The 20,353-nt window shown below is 69.0% G+C and carries 20 protein-coding genes; 6 read left to right on the forward strand and 14 right to left on the reverse strand.

Annotated features, from left to right (window positions below; all coding sequences use genetic code 11):
- Positions 1–157 precede the first annotated feature (157 nt).
- The gene (gene ggt / locus ABH933_RS23545; RefSeq protein ID WP_429419681.1) at positions 158–2,098 is read right to left on the reverse strand and encodes a gamma-glutamyltransferase; all 1,941 of its coding nucleotides are present in this window, start codon (positions 2,096–2,098) and stop codon (positions 158–160) included.
- Between the two features lie 223 nt (positions 2,099–2,321).
- On the opposite strand from ggt, the gene ABH933_RS23550 reads away from it, so the two are divergent.
- Entirely contained in the window at positions 2,322–2,759 is a 438-nt protein-coding gene (locus ABH933_RS23550) for a hypothetical protein (protein WP_215917154.1), read from the forward strand.
- A gap of 137 nt (positions 2,760–2,896) precedes the next feature.
- Here the strand turns inward: ABH933_RS23550 and ABH933_RS23555 are convergent, their stop codons facing one another.
- From ABH933_RS23555 to pdhA, 5 genes are read right to left on the reverse strand one after another with little or no spacing between them, the layout of a single operon-like run.
- Complete coding sequence (locus ABH933_RS23555; protein WP_429419680.1) at positions 2,897–3,961, reverse strand: Glu/Leu/Phe/Val dehydrogenase dimerization domain-containing protein; 1,065 nt, start codon at positions 3,959–3,961, stop codon at positions 2,897–2,899.
- Positions 3,962–4,011: 50 nt separating this feature from the next.
- Positions 4,012–5,391 (reverse strand): dihydrolipoyl dehydrogenase, encoded by a 1,380-nt coding sequence (gene lpdA, locus ABH933_RS23560; RefSeq protein ID WP_429419678.1) that lies wholly within the window; start codon positions 5,389–5,391, stop codon positions 4,012–4,014.
- Positions 5,391–6,719: a dihydrolipoamide acetyltransferase family protein gene (locus ABH933_RS23565; RefSeq protein ID WP_429419677.1), complete on the reverse strand. Its 1,329-nt coding sequence runs from the start codon at positions 6,717–6,719 to the stop codon at positions 5,391–5,393. Before ABH933_RS23565 ends, lpdA begins: the two co-directional genes overlap by 1 nt.
- Entirely contained in the window at positions 6,716–7,720 is a 1,005-nt protein-coding gene (locus ABH933_RS23570; RefSeq protein ID WP_429419675.1) for an alpha-ketoacid dehydrogenase subunit beta, read from the reverse strand. The genes ABH933_RS23565 and ABH933_RS23570 overlap by 4 nt, the downstream gene beginning before the upstream one ends.
- 3 nt (positions 7,721–7,723) lie before the next feature.
- Positions 7,724–8,851, reverse strand: coding sequence for a pyruvate dehydrogenase (acetyl-transferring) E1 component subunit alpha (gene pdhA / locus ABH933_RS23575; RefSeq protein WP_429420187.1), 1,128 nt, complete (start codon positions 8,849–8,851; stop codon positions 7,724–7,726).
- Between the two features lie 152 nt (positions 8,852–9,003).
- Between pdhA and ABH933_RS23580 the strand changes: the two genes are divergently transcribed.
- Positions 9,004–9,477: an Lrp/AsnC family transcriptional regulator gene (locus tag ABH933_RS23580; RefSeq protein WP_429419672.1), complete on the forward strand. Its 474-nt coding sequence runs from the start codon at positions 9,004–9,006 to the stop codon at positions 9,475–9,477.
- Between the two features lie 323 nt (positions 9,478–9,800).
- Here ABH933_RS23580 and paaK read toward each other — a convergent pair whose 3' ends face one another.
- Genes paaK through ABH933_RS23615 form a run of 7 tightly spaced genes read right to left on the reverse strand, consistent with a single transcriptional unit; the run spans position 9,801 to position 15,707 of the window.
- A complete protein-coding gene (paaK, locus tag ABH933_RS23585) occupies positions 9,801–11,102 on the reverse strand; it encodes a phenylacetate--CoA ligase PaaK (protein ID WP_429419669.1) in 1,302 nt (433 codons plus the stop codon).
- A gap of 15 nt (positions 11,103–11,117) precedes the next feature.
- On the reverse strand, positions 11,118–12,218 hold the full coding sequence (paaE, locus tag ABH933_RS23590; protein ID WP_429419667.1) for a 1,2-phenylacetyl-CoA epoxidase subunit PaaE: 1,101 nt from the start codon (positions 12,216–12,218) through the stop codon (positions 11,118–11,120).
- 1 nt (position 12,219) lies between these two features.
- Positions 12,220–12,729, reverse strand: coding sequence for a 1,2-phenylacetyl-CoA epoxidase subunit PaaD (paaD, locus tag ABH933_RS23595; protein ID WP_429419665.1), 510 nt, complete (start codon positions 12,727–12,729; stop codon positions 12,220–12,222).
- Entirely contained in the window at positions 12,726–13,643 is a 918-nt protein-coding gene (gene paaC, locus ABH933_RS23600) for a 1,2-phenylacetyl-CoA epoxidase subunit PaaC (protein WP_429419663.1), read from the reverse strand. Before paaC ends, paaD begins: the two co-directional genes overlap by 4 nt.
- 11 nt (positions 13,644–13,654) lie before the next feature.
- Positions 13,655–13,954 carry a 1,2-phenylacetyl-CoA epoxidase subunit PaaB gene (gene paaB / locus ABH933_RS23605; RefSeq protein WP_429419661.1) on the reverse strand — a complete coding sequence of 100 codons (300 nt, stop codon included), beginning with the start codon at positions 13,952–13,954 and terminating at the stop codon, positions 13,655–13,657.
- Positions 13,951–14,907, reverse strand: coding sequence for a 1,2-phenylacetyl-CoA epoxidase subunit PaaA (gene paaA, locus ABH933_RS23610; RefSeq protein ID WP_429419659.1), 957 nt, complete (start codon positions 14,905–14,907; stop codon positions 13,951–13,953). The genes paaB and paaA overlap by 4 nt, the downstream gene beginning before the upstream one ends.
- Positions 14,908–14,912: 5 nt before the next feature.
- Positions 14,913–15,707: an enoyl-CoA hydratase/isomerase family protein gene (locus ABH933_RS23615; RefSeq protein ID WP_429419657.1), complete on the reverse strand. Its 795-nt coding sequence runs from the start codon at positions 15,705–15,707 to the stop codon at positions 14,913–14,915.
- Between the two features lie 129 nt (positions 15,708–15,836).
- Between ABH933_RS23615 and ABH933_RS23620 the strand changes: the two genes are divergently transcribed.
- The 4 genes from ABH933_RS23620 to paaI all read left to right on the forward strand — a co-directional run bounded on the left by ABH933_RS23620 (position 15,837) and on the right by paaI (position 19,352).
- A complete protein-coding gene (locus tag ABH933_RS23620) occupies positions 15,837–16,463 on the forward strand; it encodes a TetR/AcrR family transcriptional regulator (RefSeq protein WP_429419656.1) in 627 nt (208 codons plus the stop codon).
- A 78-nt stretch (positions 16,464–16,541) separates the two neighbouring features.
- Positions 16,542–18,587, forward strand: a complete 2,046-nt coding sequence (gene paaZ, locus ABH933_RS23625; protein ID WP_429419653.1) for a phenylacetic acid degradation bifunctional protein PaaZ — start codon at positions 16,542–16,544, stop codon at positions 18,585–18,587.
- Positions 18,584–18,895, forward strand: a complete 312-nt coding sequence (locus tag ABH933_RS23630; RefSeq protein ID WP_429419651.1) for an EthD family reductase — start codon at positions 18,584–18,586, stop codon at positions 18,893–18,895. The genes paaZ and ABH933_RS23630 overlap by 4 nt, the downstream gene beginning before the upstream one ends.
- Before the next feature lie 43 nt (positions 18,896–18,938).
- Positions 18,939–19,352, forward strand: a complete 414-nt coding sequence (paaI, locus tag ABH933_RS23635) for a hydroxyphenylacetyl-CoA thioesterase PaaI (RefSeq protein WP_429419649.1) — start codon at positions 18,939–18,941, stop codon at positions 19,350–19,352.
- 317 nt (positions 19,353–19,669) lie between these two features.
- Here the strand turns inward: paaI and ABH933_RS23640 are convergent, their stop codons facing one another.
- On the reverse strand, positions 19,670–20,353 hold the full coding sequence (locus ABH933_RS23640) for a DUF2848 domain-containing protein (RefSeq protein WP_429419647.1): 684 nt from the start codon (positions 20,351–20,353) through the stop codon (positions 19,670–19,672).

Raw genomic sequence — 20,353 nt, forward strand, 5'->3', positions numbered from 1 at the left:
ATCGACGTCGCCGCTGGCCACGATGACCGCGGTGATCCCGGTGGAGATCGGCGACGGCCTCGCCGCCGCCACTCCCCTGGTGATTCTGGGGTCGGCTCGACCAGGGTGTGGACGGGAATTCCCTGCCCACCCGGTCGCGGTGAGCAGGGAAATCGTGTCAGTAGGTGTCGCCCATGACTACACCTTCGCGGCGCGGGTCCGCACCGCCGATCCAGCCGCCGGGTTCGCGTTTCAGTGCGCTGAGCCCGCTGGACTGCTGCACGACCGAGACCTGGTGTCCCATCGCGCGCAGCTGCTGGACGAGGGCGTTGTGATCACCGTTGTCGGCGGTGTCGATGTCCGGGTCCTCGCCTCCGATGCCGGTGACCGGCGTGTTCTGGGCGCCGAAGTCGGCCAGTGAGACCGCCTGCTGCGGGTCCAGGTTCCAGTCCAGCAGCGCGACAAGGGTTTTGACGACGAACTCGGGGATCATCCCACCGCCCGGAGAGCCGGTGACGTAGGCGAGCGGGCCGCGGGTGCCGTCGGGGTTGTGGTCGAAGACCAGGGTCGGGCTCATCGAGCTGCGCGGACGTTTGCCGGCCTGGACCCGGTTGGCGACCGGGGTGCCGTCGGGCGCGGTCGGGGTGGCGCTGAAGTCGGTGAGCTGGTTGTTCAGGATGAATCCGTCGACCATGTGGAACGAGCCGAACGACGATTCGACGGTCGTGGTCATGGTGGCGGCGTTGCCGTACTTGTCGACGACGGAGATGTGGCTGGTGCCGTGCTCGGGCTGCTGGGGTCCGGCGGCGACGGGCACCGCGGCGAAGTTACCGGGCTGGGCGGTGCCCATAGTGTGTGCCGGATTGATCAGGGCCGCACGCTGTTTCAGGTAGGGCTTGTTCAGCAGGGTGTCGGGGGTGCCGCCGGGCAGCGGGACGAAGTCCGGGTCGGCGATGTACTTGTCGCGGTCCGCGTAGGCGAGCCGTTCGGCCTCGGAGATCAGGTGCACCGCTTGGGCTTTGGGCACGCCGCCGTTGCGATCGAGACGGTCGGGCCCCAGCTGCGACAGGTCGAAGTTCTCCAGGATGCCGAGGGCCGAGGCTACGGTGATGCCGCCCGAGGACGGCCCGGGCATGCCGCAGATGGTGTGGGTGCGATAGTCGGTGCAGACCGCGGTGCGCTTCTTGGCCTGGTAGGCGGCCAGGTCCGCGAGGGTGATCTGGCTGGGGGTGCGCCCATTGGAGGCGGTGCCCGCGGCGTCGACGATGTCGTGGGCGAGGGGGCCGGTGTAGAAGGCGTTCGCGCCGCCGGCCGCGATGGTGCTCAGGGCCTTGCCGAACGCCGGGTCGGTGATCGTGGTGCCGATGGGCTTGGGTGAGCCGTCGGGATGCAGAAAATAGGCCTTGGCATTGTCGTCGCCCGCGAGATCTTTTGCCGTTGCGGCGATTTCGGCACCCATGCGGGGACTGATCGCGAATCCGTGGTCGGCCATGTCGATCGCCGGGGTGAACAGGTCATGCCATGGCTGCTTGCCGTGATCATTGTGCGCAGCCTCGAGCAGGCGCAGCACGCCGGGCACGCCGATGGAGCGGCCGCTGGCGCGGGTGCTCGGGTGCGGGGTGGTTTGATCGGTGTCGCTGACCCAGCGCAGGTAGTTCTCGGTTGCCGAGGCCGGTGCAGTCTCGCGCCCGTCGTACGCGTCGACGGTCTTGTTCGCGGCGTTGTAGTACAGCATGAACGCGCCGCCGCCGATGCCCGTGGCCTGCGGTTCGACCAGCCCGAGCACCATCTGCGCGGCGACCAGCGCATCGGCGGCGGTCCCACCGGACGCGAGCACCCGGCAGGCCGCCTGGGTGGACAGCGGATTGGCGGTCGACACCCCGTAGCTGTGGGTGCGCACCGAGGTCATGTCGGTGCGGTACCCGGTGCCGATCTCGGGATTATTCGCGATATCGCCCGAGGCAGGCGGCGCGGCCACGCTGACGTGCGTGCCGTTCGGCGTGATCGCACAGCCGCCGTTGGACGCGTCGGAATGGCTGGAGGAGCATCCCGCCAGCAGTCCTGAGACCAACAGCAGCGCCGACGCGGCCCCTGTATAGAGAGGTCTATATCGCTTCATGGGAGAGCACTGTAGCTGTAATCCCGGTCACCGGGATAGTTCTGATGTTCCCTCTTCTGCCGAGAGTTCGACAGTCGCGCTGTTGCCAGTGGCGGGGACGCAGAACCGACCGCGGTGTCCATCCCCCGATGGGAAGCCGGATTCCCCGGAGTGGACCGCATCCGATACTCTCCGGCATAGTCGTACGGCAACGAATGTCGTTACGCGGGAAGGATATCGACTGATGACGGCGCGGCGCATGGCAGCGATGGTTGCGACAGCGGCGGGAATCGCCGCGGCAGTATGTAGCACGGAACCGGCGCAGGCCGCTCCGCTGCCGCAGGTGACGCCGTTCGGCACCACGCTGTTCACCTTCGGTGACGCGAATTTCTGTGGCGGAGCGATCAGTGTCGGGCTGGAGGCCGCACCCCACGCGCCCGGCCACGTGCTCGCACACGTGACGCCGACCGGATATCTGCACGGCCCCTGTGGAAATCACGTGGCGCTCGGCTGGCTCGGTTCGCAGGGGCTGCGTTCCACGGACGTGTATGTCCACTCCGATACAAGGCCTGGTCACACCGTCACCACGGATCTGTGGGTAGGCAGCGGCGTCGCCAAGGTCATGGCCGACAGCTGGCCGATTCAGGGTTCCTTCGCGGAGTGGTATCTGTACGTGCCGTAGGGATGGGTCGGGTGCACACTCCGCGCGGGTAGGGTCGGCCACGGTGACGGCGTTCTTCGTCGGCCTCGGTCTCGAGGCGGACCCGAAAATGGCTGTCGAAGGGGGCCGAGGTTACGGGCTGGTCGGGTGCCCGAATCTCAGCTGCTCATGGCGGGAACGGCTTCGAGGCTGCGGTGGGCCAGCAGTTTGGCGGCTGCGTCGGGGGTGATGTTTTCCGTCCGGCTGATCGCGAAGACCTCGCCCAGGGTGTCGCCGATGCCGCGGGTGTGTTCGGTGACCGCGTCCGAGCTCCAGCCGAGTACCTCGTGTCCGATCAGATGGAAGGCGCCGCCGGCGTTGGCCACGAAGTCGGGTGCGTAGAGGATTCCGCGTTGCTGCAGGACCGCGCCGGCCTCGTCGTCGGCGAGGATGTTGTTGGCGGCGCCTGCCACGGCCCGGGTGTTCAGTTGCCGTGCGACCCGGGCGTCGATGATTCCGCCCATCGCACAGGGCGCGAAGATGTCCGAGGCGGTCGACAGGACCGCGTCGGTCTCGACGATCGTGTATCCCTGGGCCCGGGCCCTGTCGAGGCGATCCGGATCGGTGTCGGCGACGAGTACGTGCGCACCCGCCTGCCGGGCGTGGGCGGCGACGCCGGATCCCACGGCCCCGATGCCCTGCACGAGCACCGCGCGCCCGGACAGCTCGCCCAGCCCTGCGTGCCGGGCCGTGGCCTTCATCGCCTCGAAGACGCCCAGCGCGGTGTTGTCGGCGCTGGAGCCGGCGCCACCGCGTTCGACGGAGCGGCCGAAAGCGAATTTCGTTGTGTCGCTGAGGATGTCCATATCGGCGGAGTTGGTGTTCATATCGGGGCCGGTCCAGTAGTTGCCGTCCAACTTCTGGATGTTCTCCGCGTGCAGGCGCAGGATCCGCTGCCAGGTAGCTTCGTCGAGATCCCGGCGCGGTGCGGGCAGCGCGATCACCGATTTCCCGCCGCCCATCGGCAGGCCGCTGACCGCCATCTTGAGCGTCATCGCACCGGCGAGCCTGCCGACGTCGGCGAAGGCGTCGGCCAGGTCCGCGTACTGCACGGCCCGGGTGCCGCCCGTCGCGGGTCCCAGGCGGGTCGAGTCGAGCCGGATGATGAAGAACGCGCCGGTTTCCGCGTCGTGCCGGGTGAGCGTGAGTTCGCCGTCCCATCGCAGGGCGTTGTGGAGATCCATCTTGGAACCTTTCGATGTGTGTGGACCGGTCCCCACCGGACCGGGAGTCATCAATGGGTGTGCAGCGGTGTGCCGGCCAGCGCGAGCATTGCCTCGCCCAACGCCTCGTGCTGGCTGGGGTGGGCGTGCAAGAACGGAGCGACGTCGGATGCCAGCGCTTCCCAGCCGACGGTGAGCTGGGCCTCGCCGATGAGTTCGCCGACGCGGTCGCCGACCATGTGTACCCCCACGACCGGACCGTCCTGATCCGGGCCGCCGGCGCGGACCACCTTGATTCCGCCGGTGGTCCTCAGGATCTGACTCTTGGCGTTGCCGGCCAGGTCGTAGGTGACTGTTGTTGCGGCACCGTACCGTTCGTGTGCGGCGGCCTCGGTCAGGCCCACCGAAGCGACCTCCGGATGCGAATATGTCACCCGGGGGACGAGGTGATCGGCCGTGGGGGTGGGAGTCAGGCCCGCGATTGTTTCGGCGGTGACGATGCCGTGCTGAAAACCCCGGTGCGCCAGCTGCGGTCCGGGCACGATATCCCCGACCGCGTATACGCCGTCGACCGATGTCCGCTGGTGCGGATCGGTGACGACGAAGCCGCGATCGAGCTCGATGCCGTTGTCTTCCAGTCCGATTCCGTCGGTGCGCGGGGCGCGGCCGACGGCCACCAGCAGCAGATCGGCGGCGATGCTCCGGCCGTCGGCGAGGTCCACCGTCACACCGGTATCGGCGGGTTTGGCCTCGGCGAGTTCGGCGGCGGTCAGTATGGTGATCCCGCGGCGGCGGAAAGCCCGCGTGAGTTGTTCGGAGCACCAGGGGTCTTCCGTGGCCAGGATGCGTGGGAGTGCCTCGACCACAGTTACCTGAGCGCCCATCGAGGCCCAGGCGCTGGCGAATTCGATGCCGATGACGCCGCCGCCGAGGACAACGGCCGTGCCGGGTACGAAGTCGAGGTTCAATGCTTCGTCGCTGGTAATGACTCTGGACCCCAAGGGAATTCCCGGGATCGATCGCGCGCGGGATCCGGTTGCCAGCACCACCGCTGTGCCTGTCAGATGAGTACCGGCGACTTCGATAGTGTGCGCGTCGACCAGACGTCCGTGTCCGGAGACGACCTCGATGCCGTGGCCGCCGACCAGGCCGGTCAGCCCCGTGTACAGGCGGTCGATCACGGAGTTCTTGTACTCGTGCAATGCGGCGACATCGACGCCGGAGAACTGTGAGAGAACACCGAATGCCGCACCGGCGCGGACATTTTCGACTATCTCCGCGGTGTGCAGGATCGCCTTGGCCGGCACGCAGCCCCGGTGCAGGCAGGTGCCGCCGAGCTTCTCGGCCTCCACGATCGTGACCGACAGACCCAGTTGCGCCGCGCGCAGCGCGCACGCGTACCCGCCGGGTCCGCCGCCCAGAATCAGCACGTCGCTGTGCGAGCCCGGCATCACAGCCTCCCCAGCGCAGCGATCGGGTGCTCGAGATAGTCCGCGAACAGGCGCAGGAATCCGCCGGCACTGCCGCCGTCGCACACCCGGTGATCGAAACTGAGCGACACCTGGCCGACCGTGCGGATCGTGAGCTGCCCGTCCACGACCCAGGGTTTGTCGATGAAACGTCCAACGCCCAGGATCGCGGCCTCGGGGTAGTTGATGATCGGTGTCGACCCGTCCACCCCGAAGACGCCGTAGTTGTTGAGGGTGAACGTACTTCCGCTCAGCCGGGCGGGAGGTAGTTTGCCCTCGCGCGCCAGCGTGGTCGTCTCGGCGAGCTGCCGCGCGAGTTCGGCCGTGGAGAGGCGGTCGGCGTACTCGATCACCGGCACCACCAGGCCCCTGGGGGTTTGCGCCGCGATGCCCAGGTGGACGTGCCCGAAGCGGACGATCTCTTCGCGCCCGAGGTCCACGGTCGCGTTCAGCTCGGGGAATTGCGCGAGGGCGGCCAGGGCCAGCCGCGCGAGGAGCGCGAACACGCTCACCTGCTCGTCGGCGGGAAGCGCCGCGTTGATCGCGCGGCGGGCGGTGAAGAATTCGGTGGCGTCCACGTCCACCCAGGTGGTGGCGTCCGGGATTTCGCGGCGGCTGGCCGTGAGTTTGTCGGCGACCGTCTTGCGCAGCCCCCGCAACGGAATCCGGGCGTCCTCGCGGTGGTCGTCGCTCGGTCGCGGCGGCACGGTATCTCGTTGTGAGATGGCCGCATCGATGTCGGCGCGAGTGATCACCCCGCCCGGGCCGGAACCGTGCAGGCGGGCGATCTCGATCCCGTTGCACCTGGCCAGATTGCGCACGATGGGTGAAACAACCCGTGGCGCAGTGTCATTCGATGCGATCCGGGTCGGTGTCGGTGCGGGCAGCGATGTGGGCGACGAAGCGGACGGTGCGCCGGATCCACCCCCCGCTACGGCCGGTGTCACGCGCCGGCGGCGTCGAGGACTGTGGCCGGTCCCATATCCGATGAGCACGTTTCCCGACCCGGCCTGCTCCTCGACGCGATGCCGTTCGTGCGTCACGTCGTCCCCTCCGTCCAGGCCCGCGGTCGTGTCCTCGACGGTGATCAGCGGCGTGCCCACCTGCCGGATTTCCCCTGGCGCTCCGTGCAATTCGACGACGACACCACCGATCGGGGAGGGCACCTCCACCGCGGCCTTGGCGGTCTCGACCTCGACGATCGCCTGATCGACCGCGACGATGTCGCCGACTTTCACCTTCCACTCCAGGATCTCGGCCTCCTGGAGTCCCTCGCCGAGGTCGGGAAGCCGGAATATGCGGCCGCTCATGCGCTCACCGCCCACCGGGTATCGATGTCGCCCCGCCACTGCAGGCGATCGATCGCGTCCAGGATGCGGTCGACATCGGGCAGATGCAGATGTTCCAGCTTCGGCGCCGGGTAGGGAACGTCGAAGCCGCTGACCCGCAACACCGGCGCGTGTAGCGAATGGAAGCAGCGCTCCTGCACGCGGGCGGCGATCTCGGCCCCGACCCCCGCGAAACCCTGCGCCTCCTGAACCACCAGGCAGCGGCCCGTCTTTCGCACCGACGCCGCGACCGTCGCGTCGTCGAACGGCACGATCGACCGCAGGTCGATCACCTCGACCTCATGCCCCTCCCCCGCGGCGGCCTCGGCCGCCTCCAGCGCGACCGCGACCGAGGGGCCGTAGGCGACGACCGTCACGTCACTACCGGTGCGCCGCACCGCGGCCTCGCCGAGAGGCCGTCCCGTCGACAGGTCGACCTCCGCTCGGGAGAAGTACAGGCGCTTGGGCTCCAGGAAGATCACCGGGTCCGGATCGTCGATCGCGTGCCGCAGCAGGGTGTAGGCGTCGCCGACGGTGGCCGGAGTCACCACCTTCAGTCCTGGAGTGTGGGCGTAGTAGCCCTCGCTCGAATCACAGTGGTGCTCAACGCCTCCGATGCCGCCAGCGAACGGGACGCGGATCACCATCGGCGCAGACAACGTCCCGCGGGTCCGGTTGCGGATCTTGGCGACGTGCGAGACGACCTGTTCGAACGCCGGATAGGCGAAGGCGTCGAACTGCATCTCCACCACCGGCCGGAACCCGGACATCGCCATGCCCAGGGCGAATCCGACGATGCCGGACTCGGCCAACGGTGTGTCGTAGCACCGATTCTCGCCGAATTCCCGGGTCAGTCCGTCCGTGACGCGGAAGACGCCGCCCAGGGCGCCGACGTCCTCGCCGAAGACGACCACGCGGTCGTCGGCGGCCAGCGCATCCCGCAGCGCGGCGTTCAGCGCCTGAGCCATGCTGATCTGGGGCATCGGTCAGTCCTCCGGGGTTTGCGCGGCCTGTTCGGCCCGCATCTGGGTGAGCTGCTCGCGCAGTTGTGGAGTCGGTTCGGCGAATACGTGCCGGAACAGCTCGTCGGGGTCGGCGGGCCGGTCCACGTTCATCCGCCGCCGCAACGTGGCGGCCTCTTCCTCCGCCGTGGCGGCCACCGCGCTGACGAAGTCGTCATCGATCGCACCGAGATCGCGCAGGTAGGTTTCCAACCTCGACAACGGATCCCGGGCCAGCCACTCCCGCACCTCGTCCTCGGCGCGGTACCGCGACGCGTCATCGGCGTTGGTGTGCGCGTCGATCCGATAGGTGTGGGCCTCGATCAGATACGGCCCGCGGCCCGCGCGCGCGTACCGGACCGCCTCGTCCAGCACCGCCAGCATCGCAATCGGATCATTGCCGTCGACCTGCTCGCCGGCGATGCCGTATCCGATCCCCTTGTGCGCCAGCGACGGCGCGACCGACTGCCGGGCGAGCGGAACGCTGATGGCAAAACCGTTGTTCTGCACCAGAAACACCACCGGAGCGCCGAAGACCGCCGCGAAATTCAGCGCCTCGTGGAAATCGCCCTCGCTGGTGGCGCCGTCACCACACAGCGCCAGCGCGACGGTGTCCCGGCCCTGCCGCGCCTCCCCGTAAGCCAGGCCCGCCGCGTGCAGCAGCTGGGTGGCCAGCGGCGTGCACTGCGGCGCACACCGGGTGGCGACCGGATCGTATCCGCAGTGCCAGTCGCCGGCCAGCAACGTCAGCACCTCCACCGGATCGACACCACGAGCGGTGAGCGCGACGGCATCGCGATACGTCGGGAACAACCAGTCCGACGACCGCAGGCATTGCGCCGCCGCGATCTGACACGCCTCCTGACCGCGGGAGGACGGATACACCGCCAACCGGCCCTGCTTGGTCAGCGCGGTCGCCTGCCGATCGAACCTTCTGCCCAGCACCATCCCGCGATACATGTCGACGAGCCGGTCACTGTCCGGCAGCGAATATCGGTCCGCGCCATCGCAACTCTCGCTTGGCTTGCCGTCCGGTTCCAGAAATCGCACCGGACGCTCGCCGGGCAGCAACCGCTCATATCGCCGGATATTCGGCGGATCGACGACCGTCACCTCTACCTCCACATCAATTTGTATAGATGTTCGCGACTGCGGCGGCGATGTGCCAAGCGATTGATTGAAGGAGCAGACGATTTGCCATACAATCACTCTCGTCTGAACATAATGACCACGAATGGTCACATCGGTACCCCCTGGACGGTCACATGGCACACGAACCGGAAGCCGGTCATGACCTCGACGTCATCGATCGGCGCATCATCCACGAGTTGGTGAGCGACGGTCGGATTTCGGTTCGAGAGCTGGCCGAGCGCGTGCATATATCGCGGGCACACGCCTATACGAGGCTGGACCGGCTACAGCACGAGGGGATCCTGGGCGGCTTCACCATCCGGATCGCGCACGAGCGGGCGGGGCTGGGCGCGTCGGCCTACGTCGGGCTGTCGATCGATCAGGGCGCCTGGAAGCGCATCTCGGCGCGGCTGCGCACGCTGCCCTTCGTCGAGCATTTCTCGCTGCTGGGCGGCGATTTCGACGTTCTGGTGCTGGTGCGCGCCCCGAACAACCACATCCTGCGAGACCTGGTGCTCGACACGCTGCACACACTGGAGGGCGTGCGGTCGACGAAGACCTGGCTGATCTACGAGGAGGACAACGGGCCCGGCCCGGCGTGGGTGTGAACAGTGCGGCGACCACATTCGCCGGGCTCGTCCGAGACACCGTGTCACCGGCAACGACGGCGGACTCCCTCCGCCTCGAATATCCCGCTGCCCGTGATTCGCGCCGGAGATCAATAGCAAATACGCACAAGTAATACCGCCCGCATCGAGCGAACCGGGCGGTTGCCGGAGCACACGAAAGACCGACCGAGCGCACGGCGTCGCACCATTCGAACGGCGCGCCGGAAGGCCCGGACGCGGGCTCCGGAAATGTATTCGATTGGCGGGAAGAATTATGGGTGTCCCACAGCTCCCGGCATTGAGCGAATGGGCGAGCGGGCTCTTCAGGCGCCGCGGTGGTCGATCAGGCGGCGCGCCTTTCCCGTCGACCTTTCCAGCGCACCGGGTTCGACCAGGTCGATCTCGACAGTGACGCCGATGCGGGCCTTGATCTGCCGGGCCAGATCGGTTGCGGCGGCGGCGCGTTGGTCCGGGTGGGCGCCCTGGGCCGCCTCGACTCTGACCGTCAGCGCGTCCATGCGCTCGCGGCGGTGTAGGACGCATTCGAACTGCGGGGCCAGGGCGGGGACGGTCAGGATGATCTCCTCGATCTGGGTGGGAAAGAGGTTGACCCCGCGCAGGATGATCATGTCGTCGCTACGGCCGGTGATCTTCTTCATCCGGCGCATGGTGCGCGCGGTGCCGGGCAGCAGTCCGGTCAGATCCCTGGTGCGATAACGGATCACCGGCATCGCCTCCTTGGTCAGCGAGGTGAAGACCAGCTCGCCGTCCGCGCCGTCGGGCAGCACCTCGCCGGTGGCCGGATCGATGATCTCGGGATAGAAGTGGTCCTCCCAGACGTGCAGGCCGTCTTTGGTTTCCGCGCATTCCATCGCCACTCCGGGACCGATGACCTCGGACAGGCCGTAGATGTCCACGGCGTCGATATTCAGCCGGTTTTCGAGCTCGGTGCGCATCTGCTCGGTCCACGGCTCGGCCCCGAACACCCCGACGCGCAGCGAGGTGGCGCGCGGGTCGATGCCCTGCGCGGTCATCGCGTCGAGGATGGTGAGCATGTAGGACGGTGTCACCATGATGGCGTCGGGCCGGAAGTCCTCGATGAGCCGAACCTGGCGTTCGGTCATGCCGCCGGACATCGGAATCACGGTGCAGCCCAGTCGTTCCGCCCCGTAGTGGGCGCCCAGGCCGCCGGTGAACAGGCCGTAGCCGTAGGCGATGTGCACGGTGTCCGACGGCCGTACGCCGCCCGCGCGCAGGCTGCGGGCGATCAGGTCCGCCCAGTTGCTCAGGTCGTTCGCGGTGTAGCCGACCACGGTCGGCTGCCCGGTCGTGCCCGAGGAGGCGTGGACGCGCGAAACCTGGTGGCGGGGAACGGCGAACATGCCGAACGGATAGTTCGCGCGCAGGTCGGCCTTGGTGGTGAAGGGGAACTTCGCCAGATCCGGCAGGTCCCTCAGGTCGGTGGGATGCACGCCTGCGGCGTCGAACGCCGCGCGATAGTGCGGGACATTGTCGTAGGCGTGGCGCAGCGACCATCGCAATCGTTCGAGCTGCAGCGTCGAAATGCGGTCGCGAGAGGCGAATTCGATGCCCGATTCGGACGAGGAAGCAAGGGTGCTGGTCATGATATGGCTCCGGGGTCAGGCATCGAAGTCGACGGTGATCGACTCGCCGACGGGATAGGTCTGGCAGGTCAGGACGAATCCGGCCGCCACCTCGTCGTCCTCGAGGGCGTAGTTACGGCGCAGGTCCACCTCGCCCGCGGTGACCCGGGCGCGGCAGGTGCCGCAGACCCCGCCCTTGCAGGCGAAGGGCAGATCGGAGCGGATCCGCTCGGCCGCGTCCAGGATGGTAGCGTCGCGGGGCAGCTGCCCGGTGGTGCTGCGGCCGTCCAGCACGAGCGTCACCGTGCTGACGGGGCCCGCGGCGCCGGTCTCGCGGTGTTCGTGCTGCGGGGGCGGCGCGTCCTCGACGTAGAACAGTTCGCTGTGCACGCGATCGCGGCCGATCTCGAACTCGGCCAGCACATCCCGGGCGTCGGTGACCATCCCGTGCGGCCCGCACAGCCACACGTGGTCGATATCGGCGATCGGCACGACGGCGTTCACGATGGCGCGCAGCCGGTCGGCATCCAGTCGGCCGCTGAACAATTCGACATCCCGCGGCTCGCGCGACAGCACGTGCACGACCTCGAACCGGGCGTGGTGACGATCCTTGAGGTCGGCGATCTCCTCGGCGAACATGACCGAGCGCACGCGCCGATTGCCGTACAGGAGAGTGACTTCGGTGTCCGGATTCTCCAGCATCGAGCTTGCGATCGATAGCATGGGGGTGATGCCCGATCCGGCGGCGATCAGCAGGTGGCGCCCGCCCGCGGCGGGATCGGCGGCGAAGGCGCCACCGGGCGGCTGCACATCGATGCGGTCGCCGGCCGCGACCTCGCGCACCAGCCAGGTCGAGAACAATCCGCCCGGCACCTCCCGGACCCCGACCCGCGGCGCCGCACCGACCGGCGCGCAGATCGAATACGAGCGGCGGTGTTCGACGCCGTCCACGGTGCGGCGCAGGGTCAGCGACTGCCCTGCGCGAAAGCTGAACTCCCGGGCCAGTTTCGGGGGAATGTCGAAGGTGACCGCCACCGCGTCGTCGCACAGCCGTTCCACATCGGCAACGCACAACGAGTGGAACCGCCGGTCGCGGGCCGGGCCCGGGGACGGCGTGATGCGGGCTGGTGCGGTCATCTCAGATTTCCTTGATGTGATCGAAGGGCTCCCCGCAGGCCCGGCAGCGATAGTGGGCCTTGCACAGGGTGGACCCGAATTCGGAGACCAGGTGGGTGTCCCGGGCGCCGCACTGCGGGCAGACCAGCTCTCGCGGCAGGGAGGTCAGGGTCAGCGGCACGGGGCCCGAACCGCGGCGCGGCGCGGGTCCCGGCGCGGAGTAGCCGTACTCGCGGAGTTTGCGCCGCCCGTCGGCGGTGATCCAGTCGCTGCTCCAGGCCGGAGACAGCGCCGTGTCGACGCGGACGTCGCCGAAACCGTTGCGGCGCAGCGCCGCGGCGATGTCCGCACGCATCGCGGCGATCGCCGGGCAGCCCGAATACGTGGGCGTGATCGTCACGAGAACCGCTCCCCCGCCAGCGATCTCGACGCCGCGCACGATCCCCAGATCGGCGAGGGTCAGCATCGGCATCTCCGGATCGAGGACCGACTCGACCAGCTCGCGGGCCCTGGCCGCGGCGGCCATGCTCACCACCTCCCCTCGGGATGCGCCCGTGCCACACATTGCATCTCGGCCAGCAGCAGGCCCAGCGCCTCGGTGTGCACCCCGTCCCGGCCCGCCCGGCCGGCCAGGGTCCCGGCGGCCGCGCCTTCGGGGGCATCGAGTTCGGCCGCGTGCAGGACCTGCCGCAGGACATCGTCGAATTCGGTGCGGACCGCGCTCGGATCGACCGCGATGCCGGCCGCGGCGAGGGTCCGCTCGGCGGCGGCCGGGACGAACAACTCGGACACGTAGGGCCAGACGAATTCGAGCGCCTCGCGCATGCGTCGCCGCGATTCGGTTGTCCCGCAACCGAGGGTCACCGTCCATCGGGCCGCGTGGTCACGGTGATACGTGAGCTCCTTCGCGCCCTTGTCCGCGACCGCGGCGAGCACCGGATCGCGCGAATCACGCAGGCGCTCCAGGACGGCCAGCCGCCATGTCGAGAAGATCAGCGACCGGACGATGGTGCGGGCAAAATCGCCGTTGCCGATCTCCACCACCCGCACGCACCGGAATTCGCGCTCGTCACGGAAGAAGGCCAGCGCGTCCTCGGCGGGCACGGGCGAGGACGCGGGAAGTGCCGGGACGCATCCGGGGTCGGCGGCGGCCGCGCGGGCCAGCAGCAGGCGGGCCTGACCGAGCAGGTCGAGCCCGATGTTCAGCAGGGCCACCTCCTGCTCCAATTCCGGTGCGCGCGCGGCCCACTGGGCGAATCGCTGCGCCGCGATCAGGGCGTCGTCGCCGAGCATCAGGCAGTACCGTGCCAGGGCCGCCGGGTCGGCATCGGCGGGGACGGTGGTGTCCACACCGGCCAGGGGGTCCTCGAAGTCGGTCCCGAACGCCCAGCGGCCGTGCTCGTCAGCGTCGACGAGGCCGCCGTAGGCGTTGTCGTGGTCGATCATGCTGGCGCCCTTCACATGTGGGGGACGTGGTCGGGAATGTCGTAGAAGGTCGGGTGCCGGTAGACCTTGTCGCCGCTGGGCGCGAAGTACGGATCCTTCTCCGACGGGCTGGTGGCCACGATCGAATTCGACGGCACCACCCAGATGCTCACGCCCTCGTTGCGGCGGGTGTAGACGTCGCGGGCGTGCCGCAGCGCCATCTCGTCGTCCGTGGCGTGCAGCGAACCCACGTGCACGTGGTTCAGGCCGCGCTTGCCGCGCACGAACACCTCGTACAGCGGCCACCGCGCCTCGACGGGGTGCTCGGTCATTGTGTGGGTTCCTTTCGCTCCCGCGCCGCGAAGGCCACGGCAGCCTCCCGCACCCAGGCGCCCTCCTCATGGGCGGTGCGGCGGTTGGTGATTCGTTCCACGTTGCAGGGACCGTTGCCCTTCAGCACGGCCCCGAATTCGGCCCAGTCCGGCGCACCGAAGTCGTAGGCCTCGCGTTCGGCGTTCCAGGCCAGGTCCGGGTCGGGCAGTGTGACGCCCAGCGCCTGCGCCTGCGGGACGGTCATGTCGACGAATCGCTGGCGCAGTTCGTCATTGGTGTTGCGCTTGACGCGCCAGGCCATGGATCGCGCGGTGTTGGGCGAGTCGGCATCGGGTGGGCCGAACATCATCAGCGACGGCCACCACCAGCGGTCCACCGACTCCTGCACCATCGCCCGCTGCTCGTCGGTGCCGCGCATCATCGTCATCAGCAGCTCGTAGCCCTGGCGCTGATGGAACGACTCCTCCTTGCAGATCCGGATCATGGCCCGCGCGTACGGTCCGAAACTGCTGCGGCACAACGGAACCTGATTGCAGATCGCGGCGCCGTCGACGAGCCAGCCGATCACGCCGACATCGGCGTAGCTCAGGGTCGGGTAGTTGAAGATCGAGGAGTACTTCTGCGTGCCCTCGATCAGCCGCCGGGTCAGCTCCGCCCGATCCGCGCCGAGGGTCTCCGCCGCCGAATACAGGTACAGACCGTGCCCGGCCTCGTCCTGCACCTTGGCCATCAGAATGGCCTTGCGCCGCAACGACGGCGCGCGGGTGAGCCAGTTGCCCTCCGGCTGCATGCCGATGATCTCCGAGTGGGCGTGCTGAGCGATCTGGCGGATCAGCGTCGCGCGGTAGCCCTCGGGCATCCAGTCGCGCGGTTCGATGCGCTGCTCGCGGGCGATCGTGGCGTCGAACTCGTGTTCCAGGTCGGTCTCGGAGCAGGCGGGGACTGCCGACATCCTGCTCACCGGCCTTCGAAGACCGGTCGCGTCTTGGACAGGAACGCCTCGACTGCCGCGACGTGATCGCGGGTGGCCCCCAGCGCCTCCTGCGCCAGGCGTTCGCGTTCCAGCGCCTCGTCGAGGCCCGGCGCGGCGGCCCGCACCAGCCGCTTCACCTGCCGGTATGCCGCGGTGGGGCCGGTGGCCAGGGTGCTCGCGAGCTGCTCGGCGGCGGTCTCGACCTCGGTGTCGTCGACCACGCGGTGGACCAGACCCCACGCCGCCGCCTCCGCGGCGGTGAACCGGTCGCCGAGCAGCATCAGCCCGGTGGCGCGGCTGACGCCCAGCGCCTGGACCAGCGCGTGGCTGAGCCCGGAATCGCTGGCCAGGCCGATCCCGGTGAAGGCGGTGGCGAACTTCGCTCCGGCGCCGGCGACCCGGATATCCCCCGCCAGCGCCAGGCCGAGTCCCGCACCTACACAGGCGCCGCGAATGGCCACCACGACCGGGACGGTGAGCGCGCTCAGCGCCGCGATCACCGGGTTGTAGTGCTCGCCCACGGTGCGCATGGCCGTCGCGGGGTCCGCCCGCAGCCCCTCGACGTGCTCGGCCAGGTCCTGGCCGACGCAGAAGTTCCGGCCCGCCGCGCTGAGCAGCACGGCCCGTACGCCCTCGTCCGCGGCCACGTCCCGCAGGGCCGCCAGCAGCGCCTGCTTGGCCGGGACATCCAGGGCGTTCGATGCCTCGGCGCGGGCGAGGGTGATCCTGGCCAGTCCACTGTCGATGTGCAGCCCGATGGTGCCGGTATTCGACGTCACCGCGGTCCTCCTAACGATGGGTCCGGGCCGATCGCCCGCTCCGCGTACTCTTCGAATTATTAACCGAACATTCGGTCGGTATCAAGCCCAATGCACATCGATCGCACGCCGATGGGTCAAGATGGACCCATGACAACGGCGCGCGCGGTCAACCGCACTGGACGTCCCGGCCGGCCCGGATACGACCTGGACTCCCTGCTGTCGGTGGCCGTGAAGGTGTTCAACGACAAGGGCTACGACGCCACCAGCATGGAGACGCTCGCCGGGCGCCTGGGCATCGCCAAATCCGCGATCTACCACCATGTTTCGGGCAAGGCGGAGCTGCTGGAGCTGGCGCTGTCGCGAGCGCTGAACGGCCTGTTCGCGGCCACGGTCGAGGAGCGCGCGGTCACCGGCCGCTCCATCGACCGGCTGGAGTACGTGGTGCGGCGCAGCGTGGAAATCCTGGTCGCCGAACTGCCCTACGTCACGCTGCTGCTGCGAGTGCGGGGCAATACCGCGGTCGAGAAGCGGGCGCTGGCCCGCCGCAGGGAGTTCGACGCGTTCGTCGCGGGCCTGGTCGAGGCCGCCGCCGCGGAGGGCGATCTGGCGCAGGACCTCGATCCCGCCCTGGTCAGCCGGCTCGTCTGGGGCATGATCAATTCCCTGGTCGAGTGGTATCGCCCCCGCGGCGACAACTCCGCGGACGAAATCGCCGACACCATCGTGACGATGGTGTTCCACGGCCTGCGGCGCCCCGCGACCGGCGCCTGCTGATTCCCGCTACCCTTGACAGGGGACGGCCTCCTCACCGATCGTAATTACCGACCGAATGTTCAGTTGATCGGAGATGTGATGACCCCATTGCTGCACAGCTATGCGGCCGGCCGCTGGTACACCGCGCCCGACGAGGGCACGCCGCTGCACAGCGCCGTGGACGGCAGCGTCGTGGCCCGCATCTCCGCCACCGGCCTGGATGTCGCGGGCATGGTCGAGCACGCGCGCGCCGTCGGCGGTCCGGCGCTGGCCGCGCTGACCTTCCACGAGCGGGCCGCGGTGCTCAAGGCCCTGGCCCTGCGGCTGCTGGAGCACAAGGACGAGTTCTACGCGCTGTCCACCGCGACCGGCGCGACGTCGCGCGATTCGGCCGTCGACATCGACGGCGGCATCGGCACCCTGCTCAGCTACGCGAGCAAGGCGCGCCGCGAGCTGCCCAACGACACCGTCTACCTGGACGGCCCGGCCGAGCAGCTGGGCAAGCGGGGAACCTTTGCCGGACAGCACATCTACACCTCGCGGCGCGGAGTCGCGGTGCAGATCAACGCGTTCAACTTCCCGGTGTGGGGATTCCTGGAGAAGCTGGCCCCGGCGTTCATCGCCGGGGTGCCCTCGATCGTCAAGCCCGCCAGCCAGACCGCGTATCTCACCGAGCTCGTCGTGCGGCGGATCATCGAATCCGGCCTGCTGCCCGAGGGCTCGCTGCAGCTGGTGTGCGGCGGCACCGGGGACCTGCTGGACCACCTGGGCGGCCAGGACTCGGTCGCGTTCACCGGCTCCGCCGACACCGCCGCCCTGCTGCGCGCCCACCCCGCGGTACTGCACAACGGGGTGTCCTTCAACGCCGAGGCCGACTCGCTCAACGCCTCGATTCTGGGCGCCGACGTGACCCCCGAGAGCCCCGAATTCGCCTTGTTCGTCAAGCAACTCGTGACCGAGATGACCGTCAAGGCCGGTCAGAAGTGCACCGCCATCCGCCGCGCCCTGGTCCCCGAGGCGCTCGTCGACGCCGTCATCGCGGCCGCCTCCGAGCGGCTCGCCAAGGTGGTCGTCGGCGCACCCGACGCCGACGGCGTGACGATGGGCGCGCTGGCGAGCCTCGACCAACGCGAGGAGGTCCGCAAGTCCGTGCGCGCCCTGGCCAAGACCTCGCAGATCGTCTTCGGCGACCCGGACGCCGTGGCGGTCACCGGCGCCGACCAGAACACCGGCGCGTTCATCTCGCCGATCCTGTTGCGCTGCACCGACCACGACGCGATCGAACCCCACGAGGTCGAGGCCTTCGGCCCCGTCAGCACGATCATCGGCTACTGCGACACCGCCGACGTCATCGAGCTGGCCGCCCGCGGCAAGGGCAGCCTCGTCGCATCGATCGTCACCGCCGACACCGGCCTGGCCCGCGAGATCGTCCTCGGGCTCGCGCCCTACCACGGCCGAATCCTGGTACTGGACACCGAGGATGCCAAGGAGTCCACCGGGCACGGCTCGCCGCTGCCGGTGCTCGTGCACGGCGGACCGGGCCGCGCCGGGGGCGGGGAGGAACTCGGCGGCATCCGGGGCGTGCTGCATCACATGCAGCGCACCGCGATCCAGGGCACCCCCGCCGTGCTCACCGCGGTCGGCCGCCGCTGGGTCACCGGCGCCGAGCGGGTGTCGGGCCAGGTGCATCCGTTCCGCAAGAACCTGGCCGAACTGCGCCTGGGCGACACCATCGTCAACGGGCCCCGCCCGGTCACCCTGGCCGATATCGAACACTTCGCCGAATTCACCGGCGACACCTTCTACGCGCACACCGATCCCGTTGCCGCGGCGGCCAATCCGCTCTTCGGCGGCATCGTCGCACACGGCTACCTCGTCGTCTCCCTGGCCGCGGGACTGTTCGTCGACCCCGCGCCCGGTCCCGTGCTGGCCAACTTCGGCGTCGACAACCTGCGCTTCCTGACTCCCGTCAAGGCCGAGGACGCGCTCACGGTCACCCTGACCGCCAAGCAGATCACCCCGCGCGCGGGCGCGAACTACGGCGAGGTGCGCTGGGACGCCACCGTCACCAACCAGCACGACCAGCCCGTGGCCACCTATGACGTCCTCACCCTCGTCGCCAAGCACGAAGGAGATGCCCAGTGACATACCAGATTTCGGCCTGCTACGGACACCCCGACGATCCCGCCGCATTCGACGAGCACTACCGCTCGATCCATCTCCCCCTGCTGGCGAAGGTGCCCGCGGTCGCCGCGGCGACCTACGGCCGCTGCCGATCCCTGGACGGCTCGAGCACCGAGTACTACGCCGTCGCCCACATCGTCTTCGACACCGAGGAAGACCTGCAGCGGGCGCTCGCCTCGCCGGAGATGCGGGCCACCGGCAAGGATGTCCGCAACTTCGCCACCGGCGGAGCCACCATGTATCTGCAGGAACTGGAGACCACCCGATGATGCCCTGCAGGGGCACGCGGGCGAACGCGGCCCGGAGGGCACGATGACGACGGTGGACGATCCGGCCTGCGAGCACGCCCGGCGAATGTTCGCCGCCGACAACGCATCCCGGGCACTGGGGATCGAGATCACCGAAATGCGCCCGGGCTACGCCGCCACCACCATGACCGTCACGGACCACATGGTCAACGGCTACGCAATCACCCACGGCGGCTACGTATTCCTACTCGCGGACACCACCTTCGCCCTGGCCTGCAACAGCTTCGGGCAGACCGCGGTCGCCGCCCACGCCGACATCCGATTCCTGCGCCCCACCCGCGCCGGCGACACCCTCACCGCCGTCGCACAGATGCGCAATCGCCACGGCCGCAACGGAATCTACGACGTGACGGTCACCGGCCCGGACGGCGCCATCGCCGAATTCCGCGGCGACAGCAGAGTGGTACGAACCGGCTGACCACGTGCCGCCGTCACAACGTGCGGGGTGCTTTCGCCGGCTAGGGTGGGGTTGCGGTGCTGGCGCTGCTGGATGGCCCGCATCGATCGGCGGATCTGCGTCGACGTATACCCGACATCACCGAGACGCCTCGCGACGGGCGTCGTCGGGACGATCCCGGCGGTGGCGCGGGGCGGGCCGGATCGATTTCTACGATGAGCCCGTCTGATCGAATCGGCAGCGGACGCGGCAGCCACCCTGTTCAACGCTGCGGCGCCGGGGCGCAATGCGAATGGCTCCGCCGGCTGAACGTGAGACCCGCAGTGCACCAACGAGTTCTACTCGACCGGAGGCGGCATCGGCACGGTCCGGTAGCCGCAGGTGAGTACGTCGGAGGTGATGGGATCGGCCAATTCGACGCGCCAGGAGTCACCGAACTGGTCGACACCGGGCAGCATCGAGATGGTGCCCGAAATCAGCACCGTGCCAGGGGTGTTCGCGCCGCGGTCGGCCAGAAACGACAGCCAGTGCGTGGGCGAGAGCAGGTCGGCGAGGGTGCCGGTCTGGATCAGCTCCTCCGTGCCCCCGTGGCCGACCCAGGCGCGCAGGGTGAGCTCGTCGAGGCGGTCGACCACGTCCGACAGGCGCCAGGCGCGGGCTCCGAGCACGTCGGGCGCGGCGTTCTTGCTCCAGGCCACGCCGTGGGCCTCCAGGGCGCGGTCGGTGTGGTCGCAGGCGACGGTGAGCAGGGTGTCGCGCTCGGTGACGACCAGCGCCCATTCGGCCTCGCCGGAGGTGCGGCCGTGCTGCACAAACACCTCGCCGGTCTGCTGCGCCAGGTAGGGGGCGATCGGATAGAGCGTCGGGGTGGTCTGCGGCGCCGGGACGCCTAGTTCGGCCAGTTCCGCGATGTGCGCGGCGACCTCATCCTGCCGGCGGCCGGCGTATCCCGCGTTGTAGAGCGAGGTGACCGTGACGTGGTCGGTGGTGCCGTCGGGCAGGGCGAAGGCGAGCTGGGACAT

Origin of the sequence: Nocardia sp. GP40 (assembly GCF_050434125.1) — a bacterium.
Classification (GTDB): domain Bacteria; phylum Actinomycetota; class Actinomycetes; order Mycobacteriales; family Mycobacteriaceae; genus Nocardia; species Nocardia albiluteola.

Coding starts and splice junctions, on each gene's coding strand:
- ggt (WP_429419681.1), bottom strand. CDS start 2,098: ATGAAGCGATATAGACCTCTCTATACAGGGGCCGCGTCGGCGCTGCTG.
- ABH933_RS23550 (WP_215917154.1), top strand. CDS start 2,322: ATGACGGCGCGGCGCATGGCAGCGATGGTTGCGACAGCGGCGGGAATC.
- ABH933_RS23555 (WP_429419680.1), bottom strand. CDS start 3,961: ATGGATCTCCACAACGCCCTGCGATGGGACGGCGAACTCACGCTCACC.
- lpdA (WP_429419678.1), bottom strand. CDS start 5,391: ATGCCGGGCTCGCACAGCGACGTGCTGATTCTGGGCGGCGGACCCGGC.
- ABH933_RS23565 (WP_429419677.1), bottom strand. CDS start 6,719: ATGAGCGGCCGCATATTCCGGCTTCCCGACCTCGGCGAGGGACTCCAG.
- ABH933_RS23570 (WP_429419675.1), bottom strand. CDS start 7,720: ATGCCCCAGATCAGCATGGCTCAGGCGCTGAACGCCGCGCTGCGGGAT.
- ABH933_RS23580 (WP_429419672.1), top strand. CDS start 9,004: ATGGCACACGAACCGGAAGCCGGTCATGACCTCGACGTCATCGATCGG.
- paaK (WP_429419669.1), bottom strand. CDS start 11,102: ATGACCAGCACCCTTGCTTCCTCGTCCGAATCGGGCATCGAATTCGCC.
- paaE (WP_429419667.1), bottom strand. CDS start 12,218: ATGACCGCACCAGCCCGCATCACGCCGTCCCCGGGCCCGGCCCGCGAC.
- paaC (WP_429419663.1), bottom strand. CDS start 13,643: ATGATCGACCACGACAACGCCTACGGCGGCCTCGTCGACGCTGACGAG.
- paaB (WP_429419661.1), bottom strand. CDS start 13,954: ATGACCGAGCACCCCGTCGAGGCGCGGTGGCCGCTGTACGAGGTGTTC.
- paaA (WP_429419659.1), bottom strand. CDS start 14,907: ATGTCGGCAGTCCCCGCCTGCTCCGAGACCGACCTGGAACACGAGTTC.
- ABH933_RS23620 (WP_429419656.1), top strand. CDS start 15,837: ATGACAACGGCGCGCGCGGTCAACCGCACTGGACGTCCCGGCCGGCCC.
- paaZ (WP_429419653.1), top strand. CDS start 16,542: ATGACCCCATTGCTGCACAGCTATGCGGCCGGCCGCTGGTACACCGCG.
- paaI (WP_429419649.1), top strand. CDS start 18,939: ATGACGACGGTGGACGATCCGGCCTGCGAGCACGCCCGGCGAATGTTC.
- ABH933_RS23640 (WP_429419647.1), bottom strand. CDS start 20,353: ATGTCCCAGCTCGCCTTCGCCCTGCCCGACGGCACCACCGACCACGTC.